The sequence below is a fragment of the Rahnella ecdela genome, from assembly GCF_019049625.1.
Lineage (GTDB): Bacteria > Pseudomonadota > Gammaproteobacteria > Enterobacterales > Enterobacteriaceae > Rahnella > Rahnella ecdela.
On record NZ_JAFMOY010000123.1, the window covers coordinates 78,449 to 102,712 of the forward strand.

22 protein-coding genes are annotated in these 24,264 nt (G+C 52.5%); 17 read left to right on the forward strand and 5 right to left on the reverse strand.

The window, feature by feature from the left end:
- Positions 1–278: 278 nt before the first annotated feature.
- From J1784_RS10490 to J1784_RS10510, 5 genes are read left to right on the forward strand one after another with little or no spacing between them, the layout of a single operon-like run.
- Positions 279–1,622, forward strand: a complete 1,344-nt coding sequence (locus J1784_RS10490) for a PTS sugar transporter subunit IIC (protein WP_217149152.1) — start codon at positions 279–281, stop codon at positions 1,620–1,622.
- A gap of 23 nt (positions 1,623–1,645) precedes the next feature.
- On the forward strand, positions 1,646–3,082 hold the full coding sequence (locus J1784_RS10495; RefSeq protein WP_217149153.1) for a glycoside hydrolase family 1 protein: 1,437 nt from the start codon (positions 1,646–1,648) through the stop codon (positions 3,080–3,082).
- Positions 3,083–3,096: 14 nt separating this feature from the next.
- The gene (locus J1784_RS10500; protein WP_217149154.1) at positions 3,097–3,414 is read left to right on the forward strand and encodes a PTS sugar transporter subunit IIB; all 318 of its coding nucleotides are present in this window, start codon (positions 3,097–3,099) and stop codon (positions 3,412–3,414) included.
- A gap of 38 nt (positions 3,415–3,452) precedes the next feature.
- Complete coding sequence (locus J1784_RS10505; RefSeq protein ID WP_217149155.1) at positions 3,453–4,226, forward strand: FCD domain-containing protein; 774 nt, start codon at positions 3,453–3,455, stop codon at positions 4,224–4,226.
- Between the two features lie 5 nt (positions 4,227–4,231).
- Positions 4,232–4,681 (forward strand): GNAT family N-acetyltransferase, encoded by a 450-nt coding sequence (locus J1784_RS10510; protein WP_217149156.1) that lies wholly within the window; start codon positions 4,232–4,234, stop codon positions 4,679–4,681.
- Here J1784_RS10510 and galR read toward each other — a convergent pair.
- Together galR and J1784_RS10520 are read right to left on the reverse strand one after the other, a co-directional pair.
- Positions 4,678–5,685 carry an HTH-type transcriptional regulator GalR gene (galR, locus tag J1784_RS10515; RefSeq protein WP_217149157.1) on the reverse strand — a complete coding sequence of 336 codons (1,008 nt, stop codon included), beginning with the start codon at positions 5,683–5,685 and terminating at the stop codon, positions 4,678–4,680. The genes J1784_RS10510 and galR overlap by 4 nt on opposite strands.
- A gap of 209 nt (positions 5,686–5,894) precedes the next feature.
- On the reverse strand, positions 5,895–6,857 hold the full coding sequence (locus J1784_RS10520) for a LysR family transcriptional regulator (protein ID WP_238485476.1): 963 nt from the start codon (positions 6,855–6,857) through the stop codon (positions 5,895–5,897).
- Between the two features lie 113 nt (positions 6,858–6,970).
- Between J1784_RS10520 and J1784_RS10525 the strand changes: the two genes are divergently transcribed.
- The 4 genes from J1784_RS10525 to lplT all read left to right on the forward strand — a co-directional run bounded on the left by J1784_RS10525 (position 6,971) and on the right by lplT (position 14,356).
- Positions 6,971–8,209 carry an MFS transporter gene (locus J1784_RS10525; RefSeq protein WP_217149159.1) on the forward strand — a complete coding sequence of 413 codons (1,239 nt, stop codon included), beginning with the start codon at positions 6,971–6,973 and terminating at the stop codon, positions 8,207–8,209.
- Positions 8,210–8,364: 155 nt separating this feature from the next.
- Positions 8,365–10,623 (forward strand): molybdopterin guanine dinucleotide-containing S/N-oxide reductase, encoded by a 2,259-nt coding sequence (locus tag J1784_RS10530; RefSeq protein ID WP_217149160.1) that lies wholly within the window; start codon positions 8,365–8,367, stop codon positions 10,621–10,623.
- Between the two features lie 359 nt (positions 10,624–10,982).
- Complete coding sequence (gene aas, locus J1784_RS10535; protein ID WP_217149161.1) at positions 10,983–13,148, forward strand: bifunctional acyl-ACP--phospholipid O-acyltransferase/long-chain-fatty-acid--ACP ligase; 2,166 nt, start codon at positions 10,983–10,985, stop codon at positions 13,146–13,148.
- Positions 13,145–14,356, forward strand: coding sequence for a lysophospholipid transporter LplT (gene lplT, locus J1784_RS10540; protein WP_217149162.1), 1,212 nt, complete (start codon positions 13,145–13,147; stop codon positions 14,354–14,356). Before aas ends, lplT begins: the two co-directional genes overlap by 4 nt.
- 76 nt (positions 14,357–14,432) lie before the next feature.
- Here lplT and J1784_RS10545 read toward each other — a convergent pair whose 3' ends face one another.
- The 3 genes from J1784_RS10545 to mutH form a co-directional block, all read right to left on the reverse strand.
- Entirely contained in the window at positions 14,433–15,473 is a 1,041-nt protein-coding gene (locus tag J1784_RS10545; RefSeq protein WP_217149163.1) for an NADP(H)-dependent aldo-keto reductase, read from the reverse strand.
- 176 nt (positions 15,474–15,649) lie between these two features.
- Positions 15,650–15,868, reverse strand: a complete 219-nt coding sequence (locus J1784_RS10550) for a YgdI/YgdR family lipoprotein (RefSeq protein ID WP_162940790.1) — start codon at positions 15,866–15,868, stop codon at positions 15,650–15,652.
- Positions 15,869–15,973: 105 nt separating this feature from the next.
- Entirely contained in the window at positions 15,974–16,660 is a 687-nt protein-coding gene (gene mutH, locus J1784_RS10555; protein ID WP_420803965.1) for a DNA mismatch repair endonuclease MutH, read from the reverse strand.
- 694 nt (positions 16,661–17,354) lie between these two features.
- Here mutH and rppH point away from each other — a divergent pair.
- From rppH to J1784_RS10595, 8 genes are all read left to right on the forward strand, one after another.
- Positions 17,355–17,882, forward strand: a complete 528-nt coding sequence (rppH, locus tag J1784_RS10560) for an RNA pyrophosphohydrolase (RefSeq protein ID WP_013574162.1) — start codon at positions 17,355–17,357, stop codon at positions 17,880–17,882.
- A gap of 11 nt (positions 17,883–17,893) precedes the next feature.
- Positions 17,894–20,140: a phosphoenolpyruvate--protein phosphotransferase gene (gene ptsP / locus J1784_RS10565; RefSeq protein ID WP_120508919.1), complete on the forward strand. Its 2,247-nt coding sequence runs from the start codon at positions 17,894–17,896 to the stop codon at positions 20,138–20,140.
- 182 nt (positions 20,141–20,322) lie between these two features.
- Complete coding sequence (gene lgt, locus J1784_RS10570) at positions 20,323–21,192, forward strand: prolipoprotein diacylglyceryl transferase (protein ID WP_112288300.1); 870 nt, start codon at positions 20,323–20,325, stop codon at positions 21,190–21,192.
- Positions 21,193–21,198: 6 nt separating this feature from the next.
- Complete coding sequence (thyA, locus tag J1784_RS10575; protein WP_217149165.1) at positions 21,199–21,993, forward strand: thymidylate synthase; 795 nt, start codon at positions 21,199–21,201, stop codon at positions 21,991–21,993.
- 266 nt (positions 21,994–22,259) lie between these two features.
- The gene (locus J1784_RS10580) at positions 22,260–22,754 is read left to right on the forward strand and encodes a prepilin peptidase-dependent protein (RefSeq protein ID WP_217149209.1); all 495 of its coding nucleotides are present in this window, start codon (positions 22,260–22,262) and stop codon (positions 22,752–22,754) included.
- On the forward strand, positions 22,745–23,323 hold the full coding sequence (locus J1784_RS10585; protein ID WP_338019903.1) for a prepilin peptidase-dependent protein: 579 nt from the start codon (positions 22,745–22,747) through the stop codon (positions 23,321–23,323). Before J1784_RS10580 ends, J1784_RS10585 begins: the two co-directional genes overlap by 10 nt.
- Positions 23,320–23,808 (forward strand): YgdB family protein, encoded by a 489-nt coding sequence (locus tag J1784_RS10590; RefSeq protein ID WP_238485478.1) that lies wholly within the window; start codon positions 23,320–23,322, stop codon positions 23,806–23,808. Before J1784_RS10585 ends, J1784_RS10590 begins: the two co-directional genes overlap by 4 nt.
- Positions 23,786–24,145, forward strand: a complete 360-nt coding sequence (locus J1784_RS10595; RefSeq protein ID WP_238485479.1) for a prepilin-type N-terminal cleavage/methylation domain-containing protein — start codon at positions 23,786–23,788, stop codon at positions 24,143–24,145. The genes J1784_RS10590 and J1784_RS10595 overlap by 23 nt, the downstream gene beginning before the upstream one ends.
- Positions 24,146–24,264: the final 119 nt, after the last annotated feature.

Below are 24,264 nucleotides of genomic sequence, written 5' to 3' on the forward strand. Positions count from 1 at the left end.
CAAAAACTCCAAATTGGTATACCAGAAAAGTGTGAATTCATCATATTGGAATTCCAATATTCACATGTGAGAACGCTGTCACAGAAATTAATTCGTATTCCGCTATTTTTTGGCATGCCACATTACGCAAAGATCGCCGAAAAGTGGCCGACAGGATAATTAACAGAACCGGATTCTGACTCAGCTTCGGGCGACACCTTTAATCCTCATTCAATATAAAAAGGTGAAGACGAAACCAACACCTGTGAAGTATAGAAAAAAGAAAATGAGGTGCTGTCATGTCACTGAAAGACCGTTTTATCGATTCTCTCGGGGGATTCGCCAATACCTTTAATAGCCTCAGATATATCATGGCTATTAAGGCTTCTTTTATCACGTTAATGCCGGTCATTATCGTGGGTGCATTCTCAGTTTTAATTTCTAATATGGTGATGGATCCGAAAAACGGATTAGCTCACTTTGAAATGTTCTCCTGGCTGGCGACGCTCAAACCGATCATGAGCAGTATTAACTACGCCACGCTCAGTTTTCTGACCATCGGTGCCGTCTTTTTAATTGGTATTGAACTCGGGAAAATTAACGGCTCGCGTTCGTTATTCCCTGGCCTGCTGGCGGTGATTTGTTTTATTGCCGTCACGCCGACCACCGTCGATATGATGGTGAACGGCCAGATGCAGGAAGTGAAAGATGTGCTGGCCAAACAATTCTCCGATACCAAAAGTCTGTTCCTCGGCATGTTTATTGCGATTCTTGCGGTCGAGATTTATTCCCGTCTCGAGCGGATAAACGGCCTGCGCATTAAAATGCCGGAAAGCGTGCCGCCTAACGTTTCTGCCTCATTCTCGGCGTTAATTCCCGCCATTATCACCGTGGTTATCGTCGCCACTTTCGGTTTTGTATTCCATCGCGTCACCGGCATGTATTTGTACGATGCGGTGTATCAGGTTATCCAGCGTCCGCTGGAATCGGTGATGCAAAGCCTGCCGGGCATCCTGCTGCTGATGTTTGTCGCGCAGCTGTTCTGGGTGATTGGTATTCACGGCAACCAGATGATTAAACCGATCCGTGAGCCGCTGCTGCTTGGCGCGATTATGGTCAATATGACGGCGTTTGAGCAGGGCCACGAAGTGCCGAATATCATCACCATGCCGTTCTGGGATGTGTATATGAGTATCGGCGGTTCCGGCTGCACCATCGGTTTGCTGCTGGCGGTAATGCTCGCCACCCGCCGTAAAGAGATGCGCGAAATCGCCAAACTTTCTCTCGGGCCAGGCTTCTTCAACATCAATGAACCGGTGATTTTCGGTATGCCGATCATGCTTAACCCGATTCTGGCGATCCCGTTCATCATCACGCCGCTTATCACCGGCACCATCGGTTATTTTGCGACGAGCCTTGGATTCGCCGGACGCGCCGTGGTGATGGTGCCCTGGACTACGCCACCGATTATCAACGCCTGGTTATCGACTGCCGGTTCCATGGGCGCGGTCATCACCCAGTTGGGCTGCATCGTGGTGGCGGTGCTGATTTACCTGCCGTTCGTGAAAGTGGCCGCTCGCCGTGCTGAACAGGCGCAGCTCGAAGCCATGCAACAGAGCCAGAAACAGGCCGCAACGGCGTAAACCATTTCGAAAAGAGGGACGTTATGAGCAAGGTTTCAATCGCCATTCCTGACGGATTTATGCTCGGTGCTGCAGCTTCTGCGTGGCAGACCGAAGGCTGGAGCGGCAAAAAAGACGGGCAGGATTCGTATCTGGATCTCTGGTACAAAAATAACCGCCACGTCTGGCACAACGGCTATGGTCCGGCGAAAGCCACCGATTTTATCAACCGTTATAAAGAAGATGTGGCGCTGATGAAGGCCAGCGGACTGAGCCATTACCGTACGTCAGTTAACTGGTCGCGCTTTTTCACCGACTACGAACTGGGCACCGTTGATGAAGAGTATGCGGCGTACATTGACGATTATCTCGATGAAATGAAACGCAATGGCATAGAGCCGATGCTGTGTCTGGAACATTATGAATTACCCGCGTTTCTGATTGAGAAATATGACGGCTGGAGCTCGAAGAAAGTCGTCGATTTGTTCGTGCTGTACGCGGAAAAAGTCTTTGAACGGTATGCCGGAAAAGTCAGCCGCTGGTTTACGTTTAACGAACCGATAGTCGTGCAAACCCGCGTGTATCTGGATGCGATCCGCTGGCCGTTCGAGCAAAACACTGCGAAATGGATGCAGTGGAATCATCACAAAGTGCTGGCCACCGCCAAAGTCGTCGAGCTGTTTTATCGCAAGGGGTATAACGCGTCGGGCACAGTCGGCGTGATTTTAAATCCTGAAGTGACGTATCCCCGTTCATCGGCAGCCCATGACCAAAAGGCGGCGCATTTATACGATTTATTCTATAACCGCGTATTTCTGGACCCGATGATCAAAGGGGAATATCCGCAGGAATTGCTGGAATTACTCGAAAAGCACGGCGTGCATTTCGAGTATTCAGAATCCGAACTGGCGGTTATCCGCAATAACACTGTGGATGAAGTGGGCATTAATCTTTATTACCCGCACCGCGTCAAAGCGCCGTCCCGCGAGTGGAATAAAGACACGCCTTTCCATCCGGCGTATTACTACGAGCACTTTGAATTGCCCGGACGCCGGATGAATAAATCGCGTGGCTGGGAAATCTATCCCAAAATTATTTATGACATGGCGAAGCGCATTAAAACGGAATACGGAAATATTTCGTGGTTTGTGGCGGAAAACGGCATGGGTATCGAAAATGAAGGCCAGTTCCGCGATGCGAATAGCGGGGAAATTCAGGACGACTATCGTATTGAATTTGTTGCCGAGCATCTTTACTGGACATTAAAAGCGCGCGAAGAGGGCGCAAATTGTCAGGGATATATGCTCTGGGCCTTTACCGACAATGTCTCGCCGATGAACGCATTTAAAAACCGTTACGGACTGATTGAGATTGATCTTGATAACAACCGTGATCGCCGTCAGAAGAAATCATCTCACTGGTTTAAATCGCTTAGTGAAAGTGGTGTGTTGTCTTTAACGCTCGATGACCAGGAAAAATAATCTAAGGAAACACTATGAAACGCATCGTTTTAGCTTGTTCGGCAGGGATGTCCACGTCACTGGTGGTCACCAAAATGGAAAAAGAAGCTGCTGCACGTGGCATGGAATTCAAGATCTACGCTATTCCGGAAAACAATCTGCGCGACGAGCTTGAAGCCTATGGCCGCGATATTGTCGCCGTCCTGCTTGGGCCGCAGGTTCGCTTTAAGCTGACGGAGAATAAAAAGCTGACGGATGAGCACGGTATCCCGATCGCAGTGATCGACATGGTGGCTTACGGCACGTTAAACGGTGCAAAAGTGCTGGATCAGGCGCTATCTCTGATACAGTAACATCCGGTCTTTTTTGTTTTTTGCATCAGGGTGATTGTGTGGAAAAAGGTGTGGTTTCGCAGGACAGAAAACAGTATCAGGAAATCGGGCACGACCTGCGTGAGCAAATCAAGCAAGGGCATTTCGCCGTGGGATCCCGCCTGCCGCCCGAACGTAATATGGCGGAAACCTACGGTGTCAGCCGGACGATTGTGCGCGAAGCCTTACTGATGCTGGAACTGGAAGGCACGGTGGATATCCGTCAGGGTTCCGGCGTGTACGTGATCCGCATTCCTTCACAGGAAGAAGGTGAAGACGAACTGATGTACCAGGGGCAAATTGGCCCCTTTGAAATCCTGCAGGCGCGGCAGTTGCTCGAAAGCAATATTGCCGCGTTTGCCGCCAAAATGGCCACTAAAGCCGATATCGAAAACCTGCGACGCACGCTGGAACAGGAACAAATCGCCATCGTGGCCAACGACGAAAGTGGTGATAACGACAAGCTGTTTCACCTGCTGATTGCTGGTGCCACGCAAAATCAGATGCTGCTCGATTCAGTCAAAAATATCTGGATGCACCGCGATTCCAGTCCGTTGTGGAAACAGTTACACAGTCATATCGCCACGCGCGGTTACCGCCTGAAATGGCTGGCTGATCATCAGAATATTTTGGCCGCACTGCGCCGCCGCGACGTCATGGGCTCGTATCAGGCGATGTGGCAGCACATGGAAAACGTCAAAAATACGCTGATGGAACTGTCGGATGTTGATGCGCCGGAGTTTGACGGGTATCTGTTTGAATCTGTCCCTATTTTTCAGGGAAAAATGGTTTGAGTCTGATGCAAATTATTAATCTCACCGAAAGACCGGAATTTGCTGAAGCCGTTACCGACTGGCAATGGCAGGCGTTCGGCAGCGAAAACAGCCGTGAGTTTTTTTCAAGCGTGGTGAAAAGCTGTCTGAACGGTGCGGATTTGCCGCAAACGTTTATTGCGCTGGATGGCGACATATTAGCGGGCACAGTGGGATTATGGCGCTGTGATTTGATCAGCCGTCAGGATCTCACGCCTTGGCTCGCCGCATTATACGTGGATGAACCCTATCGTTCGCGCGGGCTGGGACAGCAGTTACAGGAGTTTGTGCTGGAACAGAGCCGCCGCAGCGGCTTTCGTGAAGTGTATCTCTACGCCGAATTCGCCGGCTATTACGAGCGTTTTGGCTGGAAATACATCGGCGACGCGCTGGATTATCCGGACAAGCCAGTCCGCGTCTATCAGCAGTCGCTTTAAGTATTTGACGGGCTGCTCACCGAATGACGGCGTACCAGCGTCGGGCTGAACATGTGGGTGGTTTCCGGCAGCGGCTGACCGTTTGCCAGCGCTAACGCCAGCTGCGCTGCCTGATTCGCCATCGCGACGACCGGATAACGTACCGTGGTCAGACGCGGGCGCAGGTAGCGCGAAATCAGCACATCATCAAAACCAATCAGCGAAATTTCGCCCGGCACATCAATGCTGTTATCGCTTAATACCGATAATGCACCGGCGGCCATCGGGTCGTTGTAGCAGGTTACCGCCGTAAATCCTTTGCCTAATCCGAGTAAATCCGCCATGGCTTTTTCGCCACCGATTTCATCCGGCTCCGCGTAAGCAATCAGTTTGTCATCGACAGGAATATTGTGTTCGGTCAGTGCATCGATATATCCCTGCAGGCGATCGCTGGCATCAGAAATACCGTGGTTGGAACATAAAATAGCGATGCGCTGATGTCCGGCCTGAATCAAATGGCGGGTCGCCAGCCAGGAACCGTAGCGATCATCTAGGGCGATACAGCGCTGTTCGAAGCCCTGCAATGTGCGGTTAATCAGTACCATGCCGGGAATTTGCTGCATCAGGCTGGTCAGTTCATCTTCCGGCAGCATTTTAGCGTGAACCACTAACGCCGCACAGCGGTGACGGATTAACTGCTCAATGGCCTGACGCTCTTTCTCCACGTTATGGTAGCCGTTGCCAATGAGCAGGAAGTTGCCAGTCGCGTAGGCCACCTGTTCAACCGCTTTAACCATTGCACCGAAAAACGGATCAGACACGTCAGCCACGATCAGCCCCAGCGTTTCGGTCGCCTGCTGGGCGAGGGCGCGGGCGTTGGCATTCGGGTGATATTGCAGATGTTGCATGGCGTTCTGTACGGCTTCCCGCGAGCTGTCGCTGGCTTTCGGGGAATGGTTTATTACGCGTGAAACGGTCGCAACCGATACGCCTGCCAGTTTTGCTACATCCTTAATCGTTGCCATAACACTTCCGTTTTCCGTGAGGGTAATCGTTTACACCGCCCAGTTTTGCGGAAAAGACCGGTGGCTGCAAGGATGACGATCGCAACTTTGGGATGTAAGCGCCATGTAACGGGAAAAATACCTGAGGGTTTTGCGCCCCCCTGCGAGGGACGAGGCACAGAGAGGCGTTTTTGCCGGCGAAACCATCCTCCAATCCAGGTTCATTCTGACTAGACCCTTCCTTCTTCCTTAATCCACTGCATAAAATCATCGATAAATACTCTTGTTTTAAGCGGCAGAAGTTTATTGGGAAGGGTGATGGCGTAGGCGTTGCGCGGCAAAGGATTTTCCACCCGCCATTCAGGCAACACCCGATGCAACTGACCATCAGCGATATAGCGGTTGGCGATGAAAGTGGGGATCAGCGCAATACCGACACCCTGCAAGATGGCATCAATCATGGCGTCGCTGTTATTGATCATCAGCCGTGGAACCAGTGTCACCGTTTCCATAATTTCATTGTGCCAAAAACGCCAGGCACCGCGAAATTGCCGTTCATCAGGGAAAAAAATGTGGTGTTTGATGAGTCCAGCAGGGGAATCCGGCAGCACTTCGTCGTAATCCGCAGCACAAACCAAAACGTAATCGATAGGCATCAGGGCGCGGGCGACCATGTTCTCCGGCGGCCTTTCGGTTACGCGAAGTGCCAGATCGTAGGCGTCCTGCGTCAGATTAGTGACCCGATCGGTCAGCGACAGTTCGACGTTTATTTCAGGATAGCGGCGTAGAAATGCGGGCAGAAAAGGGGTGAGCAGAATTTTACCCAGTGTGACTGGCGCGGTTACCCGCAAAACACCCTGAGGGGTATCGCTGAAGCTATCTGCCCTGGAGAAAAGTGTCTGCGTAGCCGACAGTACCGCCAGCGCCTGCTGGTAAATTTCCCTTCCGGCCTCGGTTATGGCGACAGAGCGGGTCGAGCGGGTAAATAACACCACATTGAGGCGTTTCTCCAGCCGGTCAATCATCCTGCTCACCGAAGAGGGGGCCATCGAAATTTCCCGTCCTGCCGAAGAAAAACTTCCCTTTTCAACCACCTGGATAAAAACCGACAAACTGGGAATTAGCTCGGCTAACTCATTTGTGCTTTTCACGCATAGCTCTTTTGTTTCTGGAATATCTATCCAAATTATCATCAAGCCTTATGATGTTCAACAGAGGCAATCTCTGGGGGATTGGCAATAATAGTCAATTTATTTAATAAGTTAGTTACATCAATCCAGGCGGTTATTGAAAGGAAAGCAATATTATGAACAGTGATCGTTTTGGATTAAAACGTTTCGTCTTTTCCCGCTTTGCCGGGTCACTGTGCGATCAGTTTCTGCTGTTTGCCGTACCGCTGGCGATTTTGAAAGCGACCGGTTCTCTGACCTTTTCCTCGCTGGCATTCGTGATTGAATGGCTGCCACGCATTCTGTTTTTCCCGCTGTCAGGTTTTCTGGCTGACCGCATCAAGCCCCGTTTTATCTTCTTTAACGTGGAAGCCGGACGCTGTGTGTTAATGGTGGTCGCTTTCCTGACCCTGACTTTTCATCCCGGCGCCACATTCCCGGTACTGGCGGTCATGATGGCGCTGTTGTCGGTGGCCTATGTCCTGAACTTTGTCGCCACCGAGGCGCTCTTACCGCGCCATATCCCCGCAGAGAGGCTGCCGAAAGCCCATTCCATGTTACAGGGTGTCGACCAGACAACGCAGGTTCTCGGCCCGGCGCTGGCAGTAGCCATTTCCGTCTATGGTGGCATCGGGGCGATTTTAGCCTGTGCGGCCGTGCTGTTTGCTGTCTCTGCCATCAACTATCTATTCCTCGAAACGCATGACCTTGAAGTTGCAGAGAAGATGAGTCTGCGCTCCATTGTGCAATCCAACATTACGGCGATTCAGGTACTTAAGCAGAATAAAATCCTGCTGCATCTGTGTGCGCTGACCTGGGTCGTGAATCTGGTTTACGGTGCGGCGCTGGTGGTGAGTGCGGCGGTGATCCTCAAAGAGTTTCATCTGCCGGAGAGTTATTTTGGCGTCTTACAGACCTCGGCAGCGCTGGTTACCATTATTACGTTCATCTTTGTGCCGCGGATTGCCACACGCTTCGGGCTTTCCACGCTGGGAACCCTGTCATTTTGCGGCATGATATTGTCAGGCGCTCTGATGTCGCTTTCACTCGATTATGCGATGTATCTGGCAGGCTACGCATTACTGATGGCTTTTGACGGTGCATTCAGCGTCTACCTGCGCACCTTACGCAGCCAGATCATTCCGCAAAAACATCTGGGAAAAACCATGGGGCTTATTGGCCTGATGAACATGTGTTCGGTACCCGTTAGCGGCCTGGCGGTGACAGTGCTGGCAGGCAGCTTTATGCCGTTGCAAATCATCGCCATCATTCTGATTTTTGCGCTGATATTAGGATTGATGTTGATCGTCATCGGCCGCCGTGCCTTCGGCTACAACAGCTGGCTGCCACCGGTCATTGCTCAGCCACAGGCTTGAAACGCTCGTCTCTTTTCAAACTATAAACAATGGGGGAGCAAATCCCCTTTTCTGTTTATCCACATTTGTGCTTTGAGTTTTTCTGTCCGTGAATGTTATTTTGGACGCTGCTCACTTGCACACAACACATAATAAAAATCCCACCAGAGAAAAACATGTCTATTAAACGCTATCCGCAACTGGCCCACTGGGGCGCTTACACCGCCGTGGTGGAAGATGGCCGCCTTATCCGCTGCGAACCTTATAAAGCGGATTCTGATCCCTCACCTTTACTCGATTCCATCGCGCCGCTGGTCTATTCCGACAAACGTATTCGTAAACCGGCTGTGCGCCGCTCGTGGCTGAAAAACCGTGAGAGCAGCGATCGCTCGCTGCGTGGCCGCGAAGATTTTGTTGAAGTGGACTGGGATCTGGCGCTGGATCTGGTGGCTGAAGAAAACAAACGCGTACGTGACCGATACGGTGCTTCCGGCATTTTTAACGGCTCTTACGGCTGGTCATCCGCCGGTCGTCTGCATCATGCCCGTTCTCTGGTGCGCCGTTTTTATTTCACCGGCGGCGGTGGCGTGGATCAGCAGGGTAATTACAGCTGGGGCTCGGCGCAGTTCTTCCTGCCATATGTGATCGGAACCTTTACTCCGCTGACCGGGCGTGTGACCTCATGGCCGAGTGTGGTGGAACATGCCGACATTCTGGTGGCGTTCGGCGGTCTGGCGCTGAAAAATGCGCAGGTCGCTTCCGGCGGAGCAGTGGAACATACGCTGAAACCGGCGCTCGAACAGCTGGCGAAGAAGGGCACCCGCGTCATTAACATCAGCCCGATGCGCGACGACTGCCCGGAATTTGTGAATGCGGAGTGGATACCGATCCGTCCGAACACTGACGCCGCACTGATGATGGCGGTGGCCTTTGAAATCCAGCGCAAGGAAGCACAGGACAACGCGTTTCTTGCCACCCATTGCGTTGGTTATCCGCAACTGGCTGCTTATCTGCGCGGCGATACTGACGGTATTGCAAAAACGCCTGACTGGGCGAGCCACATTACCGGTGTTCCGGCGGAGCGAATCGCGCGTCTGGCAGACGATCTGATTGGCGTGCGCAGCTTTATTACCTGTTCCTATTCCGTGCAGCGCGCCCACCGCGGCGAGCAACCTTACTGGATGATGATCGCTATTTCCGCGATGCTCGGGCAGGTCGGTTTGCCGGGCGGGGGCTTCTCGTTTGGTCACGGTTCGATGAACAGCGTCGGGAATCCGCGTTATGATACGCCGGGGCCTGCGGTCAGCGCCGGGCCGAATCCTTCCGGTTTGTCGATTCCGGTGGCGCGCATCAGCGACATGTTGCTCAATCCCGGTCAGCCTTATGAATTCCAGGGCGAGACGCTGACTTATCCGGATATTCATCTGGTGCACTGGGCGGGCGGCAATCCGTTCCATCATCATCAGCAGCTTAACCGTCTGGTCGAAGGCTGGCAGAAGCCAGATACTGTGATTGTGCAGGATAACGTCTGGACGCCTGCAGCGAAGATGGCCGATATCGTGCTGCCTGCGACCACATCACTGGAACGTAATGATATCGGCGGTTCTTCGCGTGACCGTTTCGTGCTGGCGATGCATCAGGCAATTGCGCCTCAGCATCAGGCGCGTAACGATTTTGATATTTTCGCGGATATTGCGGAGCGCCTTGGTTATCGCGACCAGTTCACGCAGGGGCGTAATGAAGATCAGTGGCTGCGCCATATTTACCGCCAGTGCGGCGAAGCGCAGAAAGGCACCGGCGTCGAATGGCCGGACTTCGATACCTTCTGGGAGCGTGGTTTTGTCGAACTGCCGATGCCGGAAAAAGATTATGTTTTCTTCGAAGAATTCCGCAAAAGCCCGCGTGCTAATCCTTTAGGAACACACAGCGGGAAAATCGAACTGTTCTCCGAAACCATCGCCGGTTACGGTTATAAAGATTTTGCGCCACATCCTGAATGGCTGCCGCCGGTCGAATGGCTGGGTGCCGAAAGCGCCAAAGAATGGCCGTTGCACCTGATTTCCATTCAGCCGAAAGATCGTCTGCACAGCCAGCTCGATCAGTCGCCGCTGGCACAGTCGAACAAAACGGCCGGTAAGGAAACGCTGTTTATGCATCCTGAAGATGCGGGCAGCCGTCAGCTCAAAAATGGCGACCGCGTGAAAGTGCATAATGCGCGCGGCAGCTGTCTGGCAGGCGTTTCGCTTAACGACGGGATCACGCGTGGCGTAGTGCTGATGTCCACCGGTGCCTGGTTTGATCCGGGCTTTGGCGGTAAATGGCAGGAAACCGAGCAGGCGGGGAATCCGAATGTGCTGACGCTGGATATCGGCACGTCGCGGCTGACACAGGGGCCAAATGCCATGAGTTGCCTGGTTGAAGTCGAAATTATTTAGCCTAATAAGTTGAAGCGGTTAGCCTGATTTAAGAGAAATCGGGCTGATTTTCACCACTCGTTACACTTTGCGGAATTATGTTTCGATTGCCTGCTGGCTGTGGTTCGTACAAAACAGCTAAATTGAACGTCCCAGAGGTATTGATTGGTGAATCATCAACGTGCTCTGCATGTTGATACCGATTAAATTTGCACCAACCTACGCGGATGCGTAGGTTTTTTTTTGCCTCAATTCCGGCACGTCGCTAAGCAACCTCCTAAACTCTCTCTGACTGGCGTCTTTTACAACGGCTTATAGTATGCTGTTTCCCCAACCTTTTTCTTTCAAGATCAGGGATGACACATAAGGAGATGGCAAACATGTATAACTTTCTTTTCGCCGCATTCAGGTGGATTTTTCGTCTGATGTTCCGGGTCACTGTGACCCCGGCGAGAAACAATTTTGATTACCCGCGTTTAATCCTCACGCCGAACCATGTCTCGTTTATCGACGGCATGCTGCTGGTGCTTTTCCTGCCGATCAAACCGGTTTTCGCAGTCTATTCCAATATTACCGATACCTGGTTTATGCGCTGGCTGAAGCCGTATGTGGACTTCATGCCGCTGGACCCGACCAAACCGATGGCGATTAAGCACCTGATCCGCGAAGTGGAAAAAGGGCGTCCGGTGATTGTGTTTCCGGAAGGCCGCATTACAGTCACCGGTTCATTAATGAAGATTTACGACGGCGCGGCCTTTGTGGCGGCGAAGTCACAGGCGACTGTCATTCCGGTGCGCATTGATGGCGCGGAATATACACCGTTCGGGCGTTTGTTCGGCAGCTTCAAGATCCGCTGGTTCCCGAAAGTCACCATCAATCTTTTACCGGCGACGACCATCCCGATGCCGGATGCACCGCGCTCCCGCGATCGCCGTGTGCTGGCCGGTGAACAGCTGCATAAAATTATGATGCAGGCGCGCATGGAAACCCGCGAGCCGCAAACGCTGTATCAGGCGTTGTTATCCGCGCAAACCCGTTATGGTCGCCGCAAACCGTGCATCGCCGATATCGCATTCAAAGAAGATTCCTATCAGGGACTGCTGAAAAAATGCCTCGGCGTGAGCCGTATCCTGCAACGTTTTACCCGTGAAGGTGAACACGTCGGGATGCTGCTGCCGAACGCCACCATTATGGCGGCGGCGCTGTTTGGCGCATCGATGCGAAATCGTATTCCGGCGTTGCTCAACTACACCGCGGGCGCGAAAGGGCTGCAAAGCGCGATGAAAGCGGCGCAGATTAAAACCATCGTGACGTCCCGCCAGTTTCTTGAGAAAGGCAAACTGACGCATCTGCCGGAAAATGTGCCCGAGGCGAACTGGGTTTATCTGGAGGATCTGAAAGATACGGTGACCACGCAGGATAAGCTGTGGATCCTGTTCCATCTGATTTTCCCGCGTCGTGCAATGCTCCCGCAAAATCCTGATGATGCGGCGCTGGTGCTGTTCACCTCCGGCTCGGAAGGCAATCCAAAAGGCGTGGTGCATTCACACGCCAGCCTGATGGCGAACGTTGAGCAAATCCGTACCGTCGCAGACTTCACGCCGCGTGACCGCTTTATGTCTTCGCTGCCGCTGTTCCATGCATTTGGTCTGACCGTCGGATTGCTGACGCCGCTGATGACCGGCGCGCGTGTATTTTTATATCCAAGCCCGCTGCATTACCGCATCGTGCCGGAACTGGTATATGACCAGAATTGTACCGTGCTGTTTGGCACATCCACGTTCCTGGCGAACTATGCCCGCTTTGCCCATCCGTATGATTTCGCCCGCCTGCGTTATGTGGTGGCTGGCGCGGAAAAACTGGCCGAGAGCACCAAAGAAATCTGGCAGAACAAATTTGGTATCCGCATTCTCGAAGGCTACGGCGTGACAGAATGCGCGCCGGTGGTGGCAATCAACGTGCCGATGGCAACTAAAGTGAATACTGTCGGCAAAATTCTGCCGGGGATGGAATCGCGCCTGATTACCGTGCCGGGTATTGAAGAGGGCGGACGTCTGCAACTGCGTGGCCCGAACATCATGAAGGGCTATCTGCGCGTCGAAAATCCCGGCGTGCTGGAAACCCCGCAGGCTGAAAATGCCGCAGGCGAGATGCAGGCTGGCTGGTATGACACCGGCGATATCGTCACGTTGGATGAAAAAGGTTTCTGTGCCATTCGTGGCCGAGTGAAGCGTTTTGCCAAACTGGCGGGTGAAATGGTGTCGCTGGAAAGTGTCGAGCAACTGGCCATCAAAGCTTCACCGGACAAACAACATGCGGCGACGTCGCGCAGTGATGCCAGCAAAGGCGAGGCGCTGGTGCTGTTTACTACCGATGCAGAATTGCGTCGCGATGCGCTGAGCAAAGCCGCCCGCGAACTGGGGCTGCCGGAACTGGCGGTGCCGCGTGATATCCGTGTCGTTAAAGCGTTACCGTTGCTTGGTAGCGGTAAACCCGATTTTGTGACCCTGCGCCAGATGGCAGAAAACCCGGAGAGTGAGGCATGAGCCAGCCTTCAACGGCGGCCCCAGGGCCGCTGATGTCTAAAAGTATGTCTGCGGTGATCGTGGCGCAGTTCCTGTCCGCTTTCGGTGACAACGCGCTGTTGTTCGCCGCGCTGGCGCTTATCAAACAGCAGCTTTATCCCGACTGGAGCCAGCCGGTTTTACAAATGGCGTTCGTGGCGACATACATTATCCTCGCGCCGTTTGTCGGTCAGTTCGCTGACAGCTTCTCCAAAGGCCGCGTGATGATGGTCGCTAACCTGCTGAAACTGGCGGGTGCGGCGGTGATTTGCGCGGGCATGAACCCGTTCCTCGGTTATACGCTGGTTGGTATTGGTGCGGCGGCATATTCACCGGCTAAATACGGCATTCTTAGTGAAATCGCCAGTGGCGAACAGCTGGTGAAAGCTAACGGTCTGATGGAAGCGTCTACTATTGCGGCGATCCTGCTGGGTTCAGTGGCTGGTGGCGCACTGGCTGACTGGAGCATACTGGCGGCGCTCGGTATCTGCGTGCTGGCCTACGGCGCGGCGGTGGCGGCAAACTGGTTTATTCCGAAATTGAATCCGGCGCGTCCGGGACAGTCGTGGAATCCGGCAAGAATGAGCCGGACGTTTTTCGCAGCCTGCAAAACCTTGTGGCAGGATGGCGAAACGCGGTTTTCGCTGGTCGGAACCAGCTTGTTCTGGGGCGCAGGTGTGACGCTGCGTTTCCTGCTGGTACTTTGGGTGCCGGTGGCGCTGGGTATAACCGATAACAAAACGCCGACGCTATTGAACGCGATGGTCGCTATCGGGATCGTGTTTGGTGCGGGCGCTGCGGCGAAATTAATTCGTCTGGAAACCGTGAAGCGCTGCCTGCCTGCCGGTGTCGCTATCGGTATTGCGGTGGTGGTGTTTGCACTGCAAACCAGCATGCTGAGTTCTTACATCGTTCTGGTGGTGGTAGGTATCCTGGGCGGCTTCTTCGTGGTACCGCTGAATGCTCTGTTGCAGCATCGCGGTAAAATTTCGGTCGGTGCGGGTAATGCGATTGCCGTACAGAATCTCGGTGAAAACACCGCCATGCTGCTTATGCTCGGTCTGTATTCTCTGGTCGTTATGGCAGGTGCGCCGGTGGTGGCGATTGGTATCGGATTCGGTGTGGTCTTCGCGCTGGCGATTGCCGGGCTGTGGATCTGGAAAAACATGCAGAAACGCCGTCTGGCGTAATGTCGTAAAAGTGAAAATAGAAAAGGGCGCTGAGCGCCCTTTTTTTATGCCTGCGATCCGCACTGACTGGCAGGGATTACGGCGCAGGAATGGTGAAACGCTTGTGGATATTTTCCAGGTCAGCGAGGATTTCTTCATCGAGTGTCAGATCCTGACTGTCGATGTTGATCTTCAGCTGTTCCATCGTCGTCGCACCGAGCAGCGTGCTGGCTACGAACGGTTGCTGACGCACAAAGGCCAGCGCCATCTGTGAAGGATCCAGATTGCGTTTCTTCGCCAGCGCCACATATTCAGCAATAGCTGCTTCTGCCTGCGGGGAAGAGTAACGGGTGAAACGGCTGAACAGCGTATTACGCGCCCCGGCCGGTTTCGCACCGTTCAGGTACTTGCCGCTCAGCGTACCGAATGCCAGGCTGGAATACGCCAGCAGTTCGACGCCTTCGTGCTGGCTGATTTCTGACAAACCGATTTCAAAGCTGCGGTTCAGCAAGCTATACGGGTTTTGAATGGAAACGATACGCGGCAGATCGTGTTTCTCCGCCAGTTGCAGGTAACGCATCACGCCCCACGGGGTTTCGTTGGAAACACCGATGTAGCGGATTTTACCGGCACGCACCTGTTCATTCAGCGCTTCCAGCGTTTCCAGTAAGGTCACCGGAGACTGTTCTTCGGTGTACTGATAACTCAGTTTGCCAAAGAAGTTGGTCTGACGCTGCGGCCAGTGCAGCTGGTACAAATCCAGATAATCTGTATTCAGACGCTTCAGGCTGGCATCCAGCGCTGCGCGGATATTTTTGCGATCCAGCATCTGGCCCGGGCGGATAGCGTTGTCATTACCACGGGAAGGCCCGGCAACTTTACTCGCCAGAACAATCTTCTCACGGTTGCCACGGGCTTTGAGCCAGCTGCCGATATAACTTTCTGTCAGTCCCTGCGTCTCAGGACGCGGCGGAACGGGGTACATTTCAGCGGTATCAATCAGATTGATGCCTGCTGAAACGGCGTAATCGAGCTGCTGATGGGCGTCGGCTTCGCTGTTTTGTTCACCAAAAGTCATGGTGCCAAGTCCCAGTAAGCTCACTTCTAAAGAACTGTGGGGTATACGGTGATATTGCATTGCCGGTCTTCCTTTATATCTGAGAATGTCAGGCTAATGAAAAAGCGCCTCAACTGACTATATACAAGGGAATCATCAGGGGGAAGTGGCAGAGAGTGCCGGTAATCGGGGCAGGATGGGTAAAAAGCAAAAGAGCCGGTAAAAACCGGCTCTCATCGGACAGGGCGAAGACTAACTTAACGCTTCATGACCTGACTGACATTATCGTTATTGATCTGGCGTTCATTACCTTGTTCATCGGTGTAGCTCAGCAGCCCGGTCGATTTATCAAGCTTTGGTTTGCCATCGGTCAGGATCATGCTGCCGTCTTTGGTCGAGATGACGTAATCGCTGGCGCAACCTGCCAGGGTAAAAACCAGCATTGCAGCACCGGCCATCATCAATGTTTTCTTCATCATTATTATCATTCCTTTTATGCACAACAAGAGTGTCAGATTCTAGCGTAGCAAAAGGTTTTAAAAGTGGCAGAAAAGGTGATTAAAATTTTCGAAAAGCGGTGATTAAAGCAAAAAATGCCGGGCGAGGAGCGCAGAGGTAAAACGCTTCTTAAGATAGAAACCACGAGGCAGCGTCAGGATCGGCTGCCCGAATTCGCCGATGGCTTCGGTCAGCGCTTTACTGTTTGCCGCTTTAGGCCGGATTTGCAAAAACTCACCATGACGGGCAGTAATGCTTTCTACTTTGCCCAGCACAATCAAATCCATCAGCTCTTCCCAGTCCTGACACAGTTGTTCATCTTCTTCCTGCGAAGGCTGCCATAGCAACGGCGCGCCGATATGGCGTTCCGCCAGCGGGATCTGACGTTCGCCTTCGACCGGTATCCACAACACCCGTGCCAGTTTATGGCGCACATGGCTGTTTTCCCAGGTTACACCGCTGTTCCCGGTTAAAGGCGCTACGCAAACAAACGTGGTTTCCAGCGGTTTACCCCGGGAATCAACCGGAATAGTTTTGAGCTCGATGCCGATGTCAGCAAAATCCTGCTCAGGTTTACTGCCGGCTATCGCGCCAAGATACACTTCCAGCAACATGCCGACCCAGCCTTTCTCCCGTTTAAGATTTTCCGGAATAGGTAATCGCGCATGCTCAGCCAGCTCGCCCAGCGTGTGACCTGCCAGCGACTGCGCGCGTTGCAGCAGTTCCTGTTCGTGGTGGGGCGGTGTGATGGCGGGTAAAGGAATAGACATAAAAAACAACGCTCAATTTATGATTAATTTTTGTACTGCTTTGTGGCGGCACAATGAATAAAAAGTTATCCCTGTGGAGTAAAGAAATAATAGCATGATTTGCCTTAGGTTTTTTTTAGCTTTCTGGTCTCTTATATTCACATTTGATTAGGTTGATCACCTGTTGAAGGCGACAATAAACAGGATCTTCCACCTACTTATCCACAGATTTCTTGGATAACCCTGCCTGATACCGATCACTGGTTCGATTTACAGGCTTGACGGAAGGGGTTTTATCCAATTTTTGCCCTGACAGCGTCAACTTTTAAACGATCGCTGTGGATAAAAACGACATTGGTGGATCTTTCACCAGCTCGCTGTGCGGTGTGAGATAACTCTCATTTTTGACCGTGGGATAACTTCATTAATTGTGTTTAATTATTTGTTTTATAATATTTTTATCTGGGCGCGATTTCTGGATCAAAATTAGTTCAGGAGAGTTTTACCCCGCTTACTCTTAAGTTCTTCACATACCTATCCACAGAAAAAGTGAATAAAATCCGGAGTGATTTCCGAAATCTGTTTATAACTTTGAGTATAACTGTGAGTTATCCCATTTTTATTCATGCTCATCGGCATTAACCAGTGGTTTACCGCCTGTTGGTAGTATGAAACAATCAGAACATCTATGATTTTGAGCTATTGAGGTAGTCCGGTGATCGATGATGATGGCTACCGCCCGAATGTTGGTATCGTAATCTGTGACAAGCAGGGTCAGGTATTGTGGGCCAGACGATACGGTCAGCACTCCTGGCAGTTTCCTCAGGGGGGCATAAACCCCGGTGAAACCGCTGAGCAGGCCATGTACCGCGAACTGTTTGAGGAAGTGGGGCTTGGCCGTAAAGATGTACGTATTCTGGCTTCGACCCGTAACTGGTTACGTTATAAATTGCCAAAACGTTTGGTGCGTTGGGACACAAAGCCGGTTTGTATCGGCCAAAAGCAAAAATGGTTCTTGCTGCAACTGATGTGTAACGATGCTGATATCAATATGCAGCGCAGCAGTACGCCTGAATTTGATGGCTGGCGTTGGGTGAGTTTCTGGTATCCGGTTCGTCAGGTGGTTTCTTTTAAACGGGATGTTTATCGTCGCGTAATGAAAGAGTTCTCCACCACGATTATGCCGATGCAGGAAGTTTCCCTTCCCAGGACATCACCCGCTTATCGTCGTAAAAGAGGCTAAGTCACGAAGAGATGCTCACGCGTTTGCGAGAAATTGTTGAAAAGGTAGCAATGGCGTCCAGCCTCAATGATGCGCTGGATGTACTGGTCAATGAAACCTGCCTGGCGATGGACACTGAAGTGTGTTCCGTCTATCTCGCTGACAATGACCGCCGTTGTTATTATCTGATGGCGACGCGAGGTTTGAAAAAACCTCGCGGGCGGACTATTACCCTGGCGTTTGATCAGGGGATAGTCGGTCTGGTAGGGCGTCTGGCTGAGCCTATTAACCTTGCCGATGCGCAGAGCCACCCCAGCTTCAAATATATTCCTGCCGTAAAAGAAGATCTTTTCAGATCCTTTTTAGGTGTGCCGATCATCCACCGTCGTCAGTTGCTCGGCGTGCTGGTTATTCAGCAACGCGAACACCGCCAGTTCGACGAAAGTGAAGAGTCGTTTTTGGTCACGCTGGCGACGCAGCTGGCTGCAATCCTTTCTCAGGCACAACTTAATGTGCTTTACGGTCGCTTTCGTCAGACCCGTGTCCGCGCACTTGCGGCCTCGCCGGGTGTGGCGATTGGTATCGGCTGGCAGGACAGCTCGCAGCCATCGCTCGAGCATGTTTATATGGCGTCCACGCTTGATACGGTACGTGAACGCGAACGCCTGACCCGCGCCCTTGAAGATGCCGGTGCTGAATTCCGCCGTTTTAGTAAACGTTTTAGCGCCAGCGCGCAGAAAGAAAGCGCCGCGATTTTCGATCTCTATTCCCACCTGCTTAACGATGCACGCCTCAAGCGAGAGTTGTTCGCCCAGATTGATCAGGGTGCGGTAGCGGAATGGGCGGTCAAAAAAGTGGTTGAAGAGTTTGCTGCTCAGTTTGCCAGCTTGCAGGATACCTATTTGCGTGAGCGTGGCAGCGATTTACGTGCGCTGGGCCAGCGGCTGGTCTTCCATCTCGATGACACCATTCAGGGTAACACCCAGTGGCCTGAGCGTTTTATTCTGGTCGCCGATGAGCTGACTGCCACGTTGCTGGCTGAAGTGCCGCAAGACCGGCTGGCGGGTGTCGTGGTTCGCGATGGCGCGGCCAACTCCCATGCGGCGATTCTGGTGCGCGCAATGGGCGTGCCGACCATTATGGGTGCCGATATTCAGCCTGCACTGCTCAGCCAGCGGCAACTGATTGTGGATGGCTATCGCGGTGAATTGCTGATTGATCCGGAACCCGTACTGGTCACGGAATACAAGCGTCTGATCAGCGAAGAAATGGAGCTGAGCCAGAAAGCTGAAGATGACGTTGAGCAACCAGCCGCGCTGAAAAGTGGCGAACGGGTGAAAGTGATGCTCAATGCCGGTCTGAGTGCGGATCATGAAAAACTGTTCGGCAGCCGCGTAGATGGTGTCGGGTTATACCGCACTGAAATTCCGTTCATGTTGCAAAGCGGTTTCCCTTCTGAAGAGGAACAGGTCGCGCAGTATCAGGGCATGTTGCAGCTGTTCCCGCAAAAACCGGTGACCTTGCGAACGCTGGATATCGGGTCTGACAAACAACTTCCGTATATGCCGATCAGCGAGGAAAACCCTTGCCTGGGATGGCGAGGCATCCGAATTACCCTCGATCAGCCGGAAATTTTCCTGATTCAGGTGCGTGCAATGCTGCGCGCTAATGCGGCGACCGGTAATCTCGGTATTCTTTTGCCGATGGTGACCAGCCTTGAAGAGATTGACGAGGCGCGCCGTTTAATCGACCGTGCCGGACGTGAAGTGGAGGAACAACTCGGTTACGAACTTCCGCGGACACGTCTTGGCGTGATGATCGAAGTCCCTTCTATGGTCTTTATGCTGCCTGCGCTGGCAGGAAGGGTAGAATTTATCTCCGTCGGCACTAACGATTTGACCCAGTATTTGCTGGCAGTAGATCGCAATAATACCCGCGTGGCCGGGCTTTATGACAGTCTGCATCCGGCTATGCTGCGTGTGCTCAAGCAGATTATTACCAGCGCAGAAGTCGCCGGACTGGACGTCAGCTTGTGTGGAGAAATGGCGGGCGATCCGATGGGTGCATTACTGCTTACCGGTATGGGGTTCCGTAATCTCAGCATGAACGGACGCAGCGTCGCCCGTGTAAAATATCTGCTGCGCCGTATCGAATTGAACGATGCCGAAGAACTCGCCGGACGCGTATTACAGGCGCATTTCACCACGGACGTGCGTCATATGACGGCCGCTTTTATGGAAAGACGCGGACTGGGTGGACTTATCCGCGGTGGTAAATAAGCGGCGGCCGCCACATTCTGCGCCGCGTCAGTCTCATCCTGAATGCACTTCTGCGCAGGATGAGAAGATTTTTTACAGAACTTTTCCAGCGGCTTAGCCCCGGAAAACCTTCCGGCTATGCTACTATTCGCTCCCTGCTGGCCCCTGACCGGGCAATAATGATAAACAATTTGTGGTGATAGATGAGCAATAGCTATCTGGCGTTTCCCCAGTTTGATCCGGTGATTTTCTCAATCGGGCCGGTTTCTCTTCACTGGTACGGACTGATGTATCTGGTCGGTTTTGTGTTTGCAATGTGGCTGGCGGTTCGCCGTGCCAATAAGCCAGGCAGCGGCTGGACCAAAGACGAAGTTGAAAACCTGTTATACGCGGGTTTCCTTGGTGTCTTCCTCGGTGGTCGTATAGGTTATGTATTCTTCTACAACCTGCCTTTGTTCCTCGAAAATCCACTTTATCTTTTCAAAGTGTGGGACGGTGGTATGTCCTTCCACGGGGGCCTGATTGGTGTGATCGTGGTCATGCTGATTTTTGCGCGTCGCACCAAACGCAACTTCTTCCAGGTTGCCGACTTTATCGCTCCGCTGATCCCATTTGGTCTGGGCGCTGGTCGCCTCGGCAACTTTATCAATGGTGAACTCTGGGGGCGTGTAACCACAGATGTGCCCTGGGCGATGTTGTTCCCGGGTTCGCGTCAGGAAGATATCGCGATAGCCGCCGCTGACCCTAAATGGCAGCCGCTGCTGAACCAGTACGGCGTTCTTCCGCGCCATCCTTCCCAGCTGTATGAACTCCTGCTCGAAGGTATCGTACTCTTCATTATTCTGAACGTATTTATCCGTAAATCTCGCCCAATGGGCGCGGTCTCAGGCTTGTTCCTGATCGGTTATGGCTTATTCCGCATCATCGTTGAACACTTCCGCCAGCCGGATGCACAGCTCGGCCTGTTCGACGGGATTATCAGTATGGGACAGGTTCTGTCCATCCCAATGGTCGTTATCGGCCTGATTATGATGGTCTGGGCATATCGCCGTCCGCAGAAACAATTGTCGTGAGGTAACATGAAACAGTATCTGGATTTAATGCAGAAAGTGCTCGATGAGGGCACCCCTAAAGCCGACCGTACCGGTACTGGCACGTTGTCGATTTTTGGTCATCAGATGCGTTTCAACTTGCAGGAAGGTTTCCCGCTGGTCACTACCAAACGCTGTCATTTACGCTCCATCATTCATGAACTCCTGTGGTTCCTGAAAGGCGAAACTAACATCGCTTATCTGCGTGAAAATAATGTCAGCATCTGGGACGAGTGGGCTGACGAAAACGGCGACCTTGGCCCGGTGTATGGCAAGCAGTGGCGTGCCTGGGGCGCGGCTGACGGCAAGCAAATTGACCAGCTGGCGAATGTTGTCGAGCAACTGAAGAAAGATCCTGATTCGCGGCGTATTATCGTTTCAGCGTGGAACGTTGGCGAACTGGATCAGATGGCGCTGGCTCCTTGTCACGCCTTCTTCCAGTTCTATGTTGCGGACGGAAAACTGTCCTGCCAGCTGTATCAGCGTTCATGCGATATCTTCCTTGGTCTGCCGTTTAATATCGCCAGCTACGCGCTGCTGGTACATATGATGGCTCAGCAGTGCGACCTCGAAGTGGGTGACTTTGTCTGGACTGGTGGCGATACCCATCTGTACAGCAACCATATGGAGCAAACGCATCTGCAACTGACGCGTGAACCTCGTGCGTTGCCAAAACTTATCATCAAGCGCAAACCAGCCTCCCTGTTTGACTACAACTTCGAAGATTTCGAGATTGAAGGATATGATCCGCATCCGGCAATCAAAGCGCCCGTCGCTATCTGATCCTTCGTTGTCTCCCGCCTGACGCCCCCGTCAGGCGGTCATTTCTCTTGCGTCCTGCTTTTTCCCTATGCCGCACTTTGTACGCCTTTTCCTGAGTATTCCAACTCCGATGTAAAGCCAGATGCTTTTCCCGCGAGACATCACGCAACGTTTTTGTTGTGCACATTGTGTTGCGCTGATTGTTATGGAGACATGCCGTAAAAAAACACTTTGCCGGTCGCAGAACAAATTTAAGCGCTTACCCTGACGGCATGAAGACTAACAGCATGATTGCCACCAGGCACAAAGGGGAACGCGGGATGTCACTGATAGAAATGATGGTCGTGATTGCTTTGGTCGCTATATGCACATTATGGGGAACGCAAAGCTGGCGCGGCTACCAGCAGGCGCTGAAACTTGAACAACATGCCCAGCGCCTGCGTTTGTATCTTTATGGCGTTCAGTCATGGGCCAATAATTACAATCTTTCAGCGGTATTGTGGGCAATTGATGGCAGCGACGGATGTGTCGGATACGGCCCCCGCCCGTCGGATTGTCACAATGCTACCGGTAAAATATTTGTCACAGAGGAACATGATATTGAATTGTCCGGGCTCCCCGACAAATCCATGGGGTTCTACGGGCTGCGAAATGCAGCGCTGGCGGGGCGTTTAACGCTAAAAAATTCAGCAGGGAGTTTGCGTGTCGTGCTTTCAGCAAGGGGACGACTGCGGATATGCAGCGAAGACAAGTCGTTGCTGGGGATTGGCCTGTGTCAGTAGCTTCTCGCGGATTCACACTGCCGGAAATCATGATTGCGATGAGTATTGGCAGCATGCTGATGCTCAGCGCTGCTCAGATTTATCCACTGATGCGTCAGAGAAGTCAGAGTCTTGGGAGGCACTATCAGCTCGACCAGCTTTTGCATCAGACTGTTTTTACTCTTGCCAAAGATCTCCGGCGCGCCGGTTTTTGTAATGGCAGCTGCGAGGATAAACCGGTCATAACGGGGCATGCTGATGGTGAACCTGAAGGCTCCTGTATCATTATCCTTTATGACCTGAACCGCAATGGCCGGTGGGAAAAGCCCGGTACAGCAGATTCGGAATATTTTGGTTATCGCTTACGGCAGGGCGGAATTGAGATCCAGCGTGGATCTGCCGATTGCGGCAGTTCCGGCTGGGAGAAACTGCTCGATCCTGCTGAAGTCAGTGTCATGAGGTTCAGCGTGAGTGTGTCTCCAGAAAATTTTGCTGGCGGGCTGTATTCGTTGCAACTTGAAGCCCGCTGGCGCAACACCCCCTCCATCCACCGGCAGGTGACTGAAATGGTGGCAGGGCACTCGTTATGACTGAGACAAAGAAGGCTGACAATCTGTTCAGGCAAAAGGGAAGCGCCATGATACTGAGCATCATGGTGATGATGGGGCTGGGGTTAATTGCCCTGGGGTCATTGCAACAACAGCTTTCAGCGGGGCTTGCACAGACCTCTGATCAGCACCGCTTTGTTATCGCCTGGGAAAATGCGTCTTCCGCTTTGGCATGGGGCATAAGTCAGCCGTGGAAGGATGTTGGTGATTCCCGCTGGCAATGTCAGGACGTACCGGCAATGCTCATTTCCTCCGGTGGTGGCAGAGTTTGTGCTCGCACCTCACTACGCCAGGATGTGTTTATTCTTCGCGCAGAAGGAACCGCGGGCGAAAGTAAGGCAGCAGTGAAATTGTTTCAGCAAGCCAGCATGGAAAAGCAGGCGGACGGAAAATTGAGTTTTTCACCACTGAAACAGGGATGGCTGGATTTTTGTCCGGAAGCGGATGAGCAGGTTTGCAATGACTGAAAACGGTTCTAGGCAGCACGGTTTCAGCCTGCCCGAAGCGCTGATCGCAATGTTATTGCTGTCTGTATCCCTGCTCGGACTGTTGAATTATTACCAGTCGCTGACCAATGGTTTTATGCGTCAGTGGCAGACTCAGGAAGCATGGGCAGAGGCCCATTCTCAGCTGGAGGCGCACGCTGCGACAGGGAAGGGAACTGAGCCTCTGGCGGAGAACTGGAGTTATCAGCTCTCGGGTATTTCTGTGGGTCAGTTATGCCAGCGGGTGCAGGTAACCGTGCAAACGCCCGCAAAATATCAGGCAGTATTACATCGGCTCGAATGCAAATTTGTGCCCTGAAAAAGAGGCTACTGGCCCGCTTGCTGGAAGCAAAAATAGCGTCAAGCTGCTTGCAATGGTGTTTTAACAGCTTAGAGTGGTTTAACTCAGTGATTTTTACTTATTGGTAGGATTTGGCT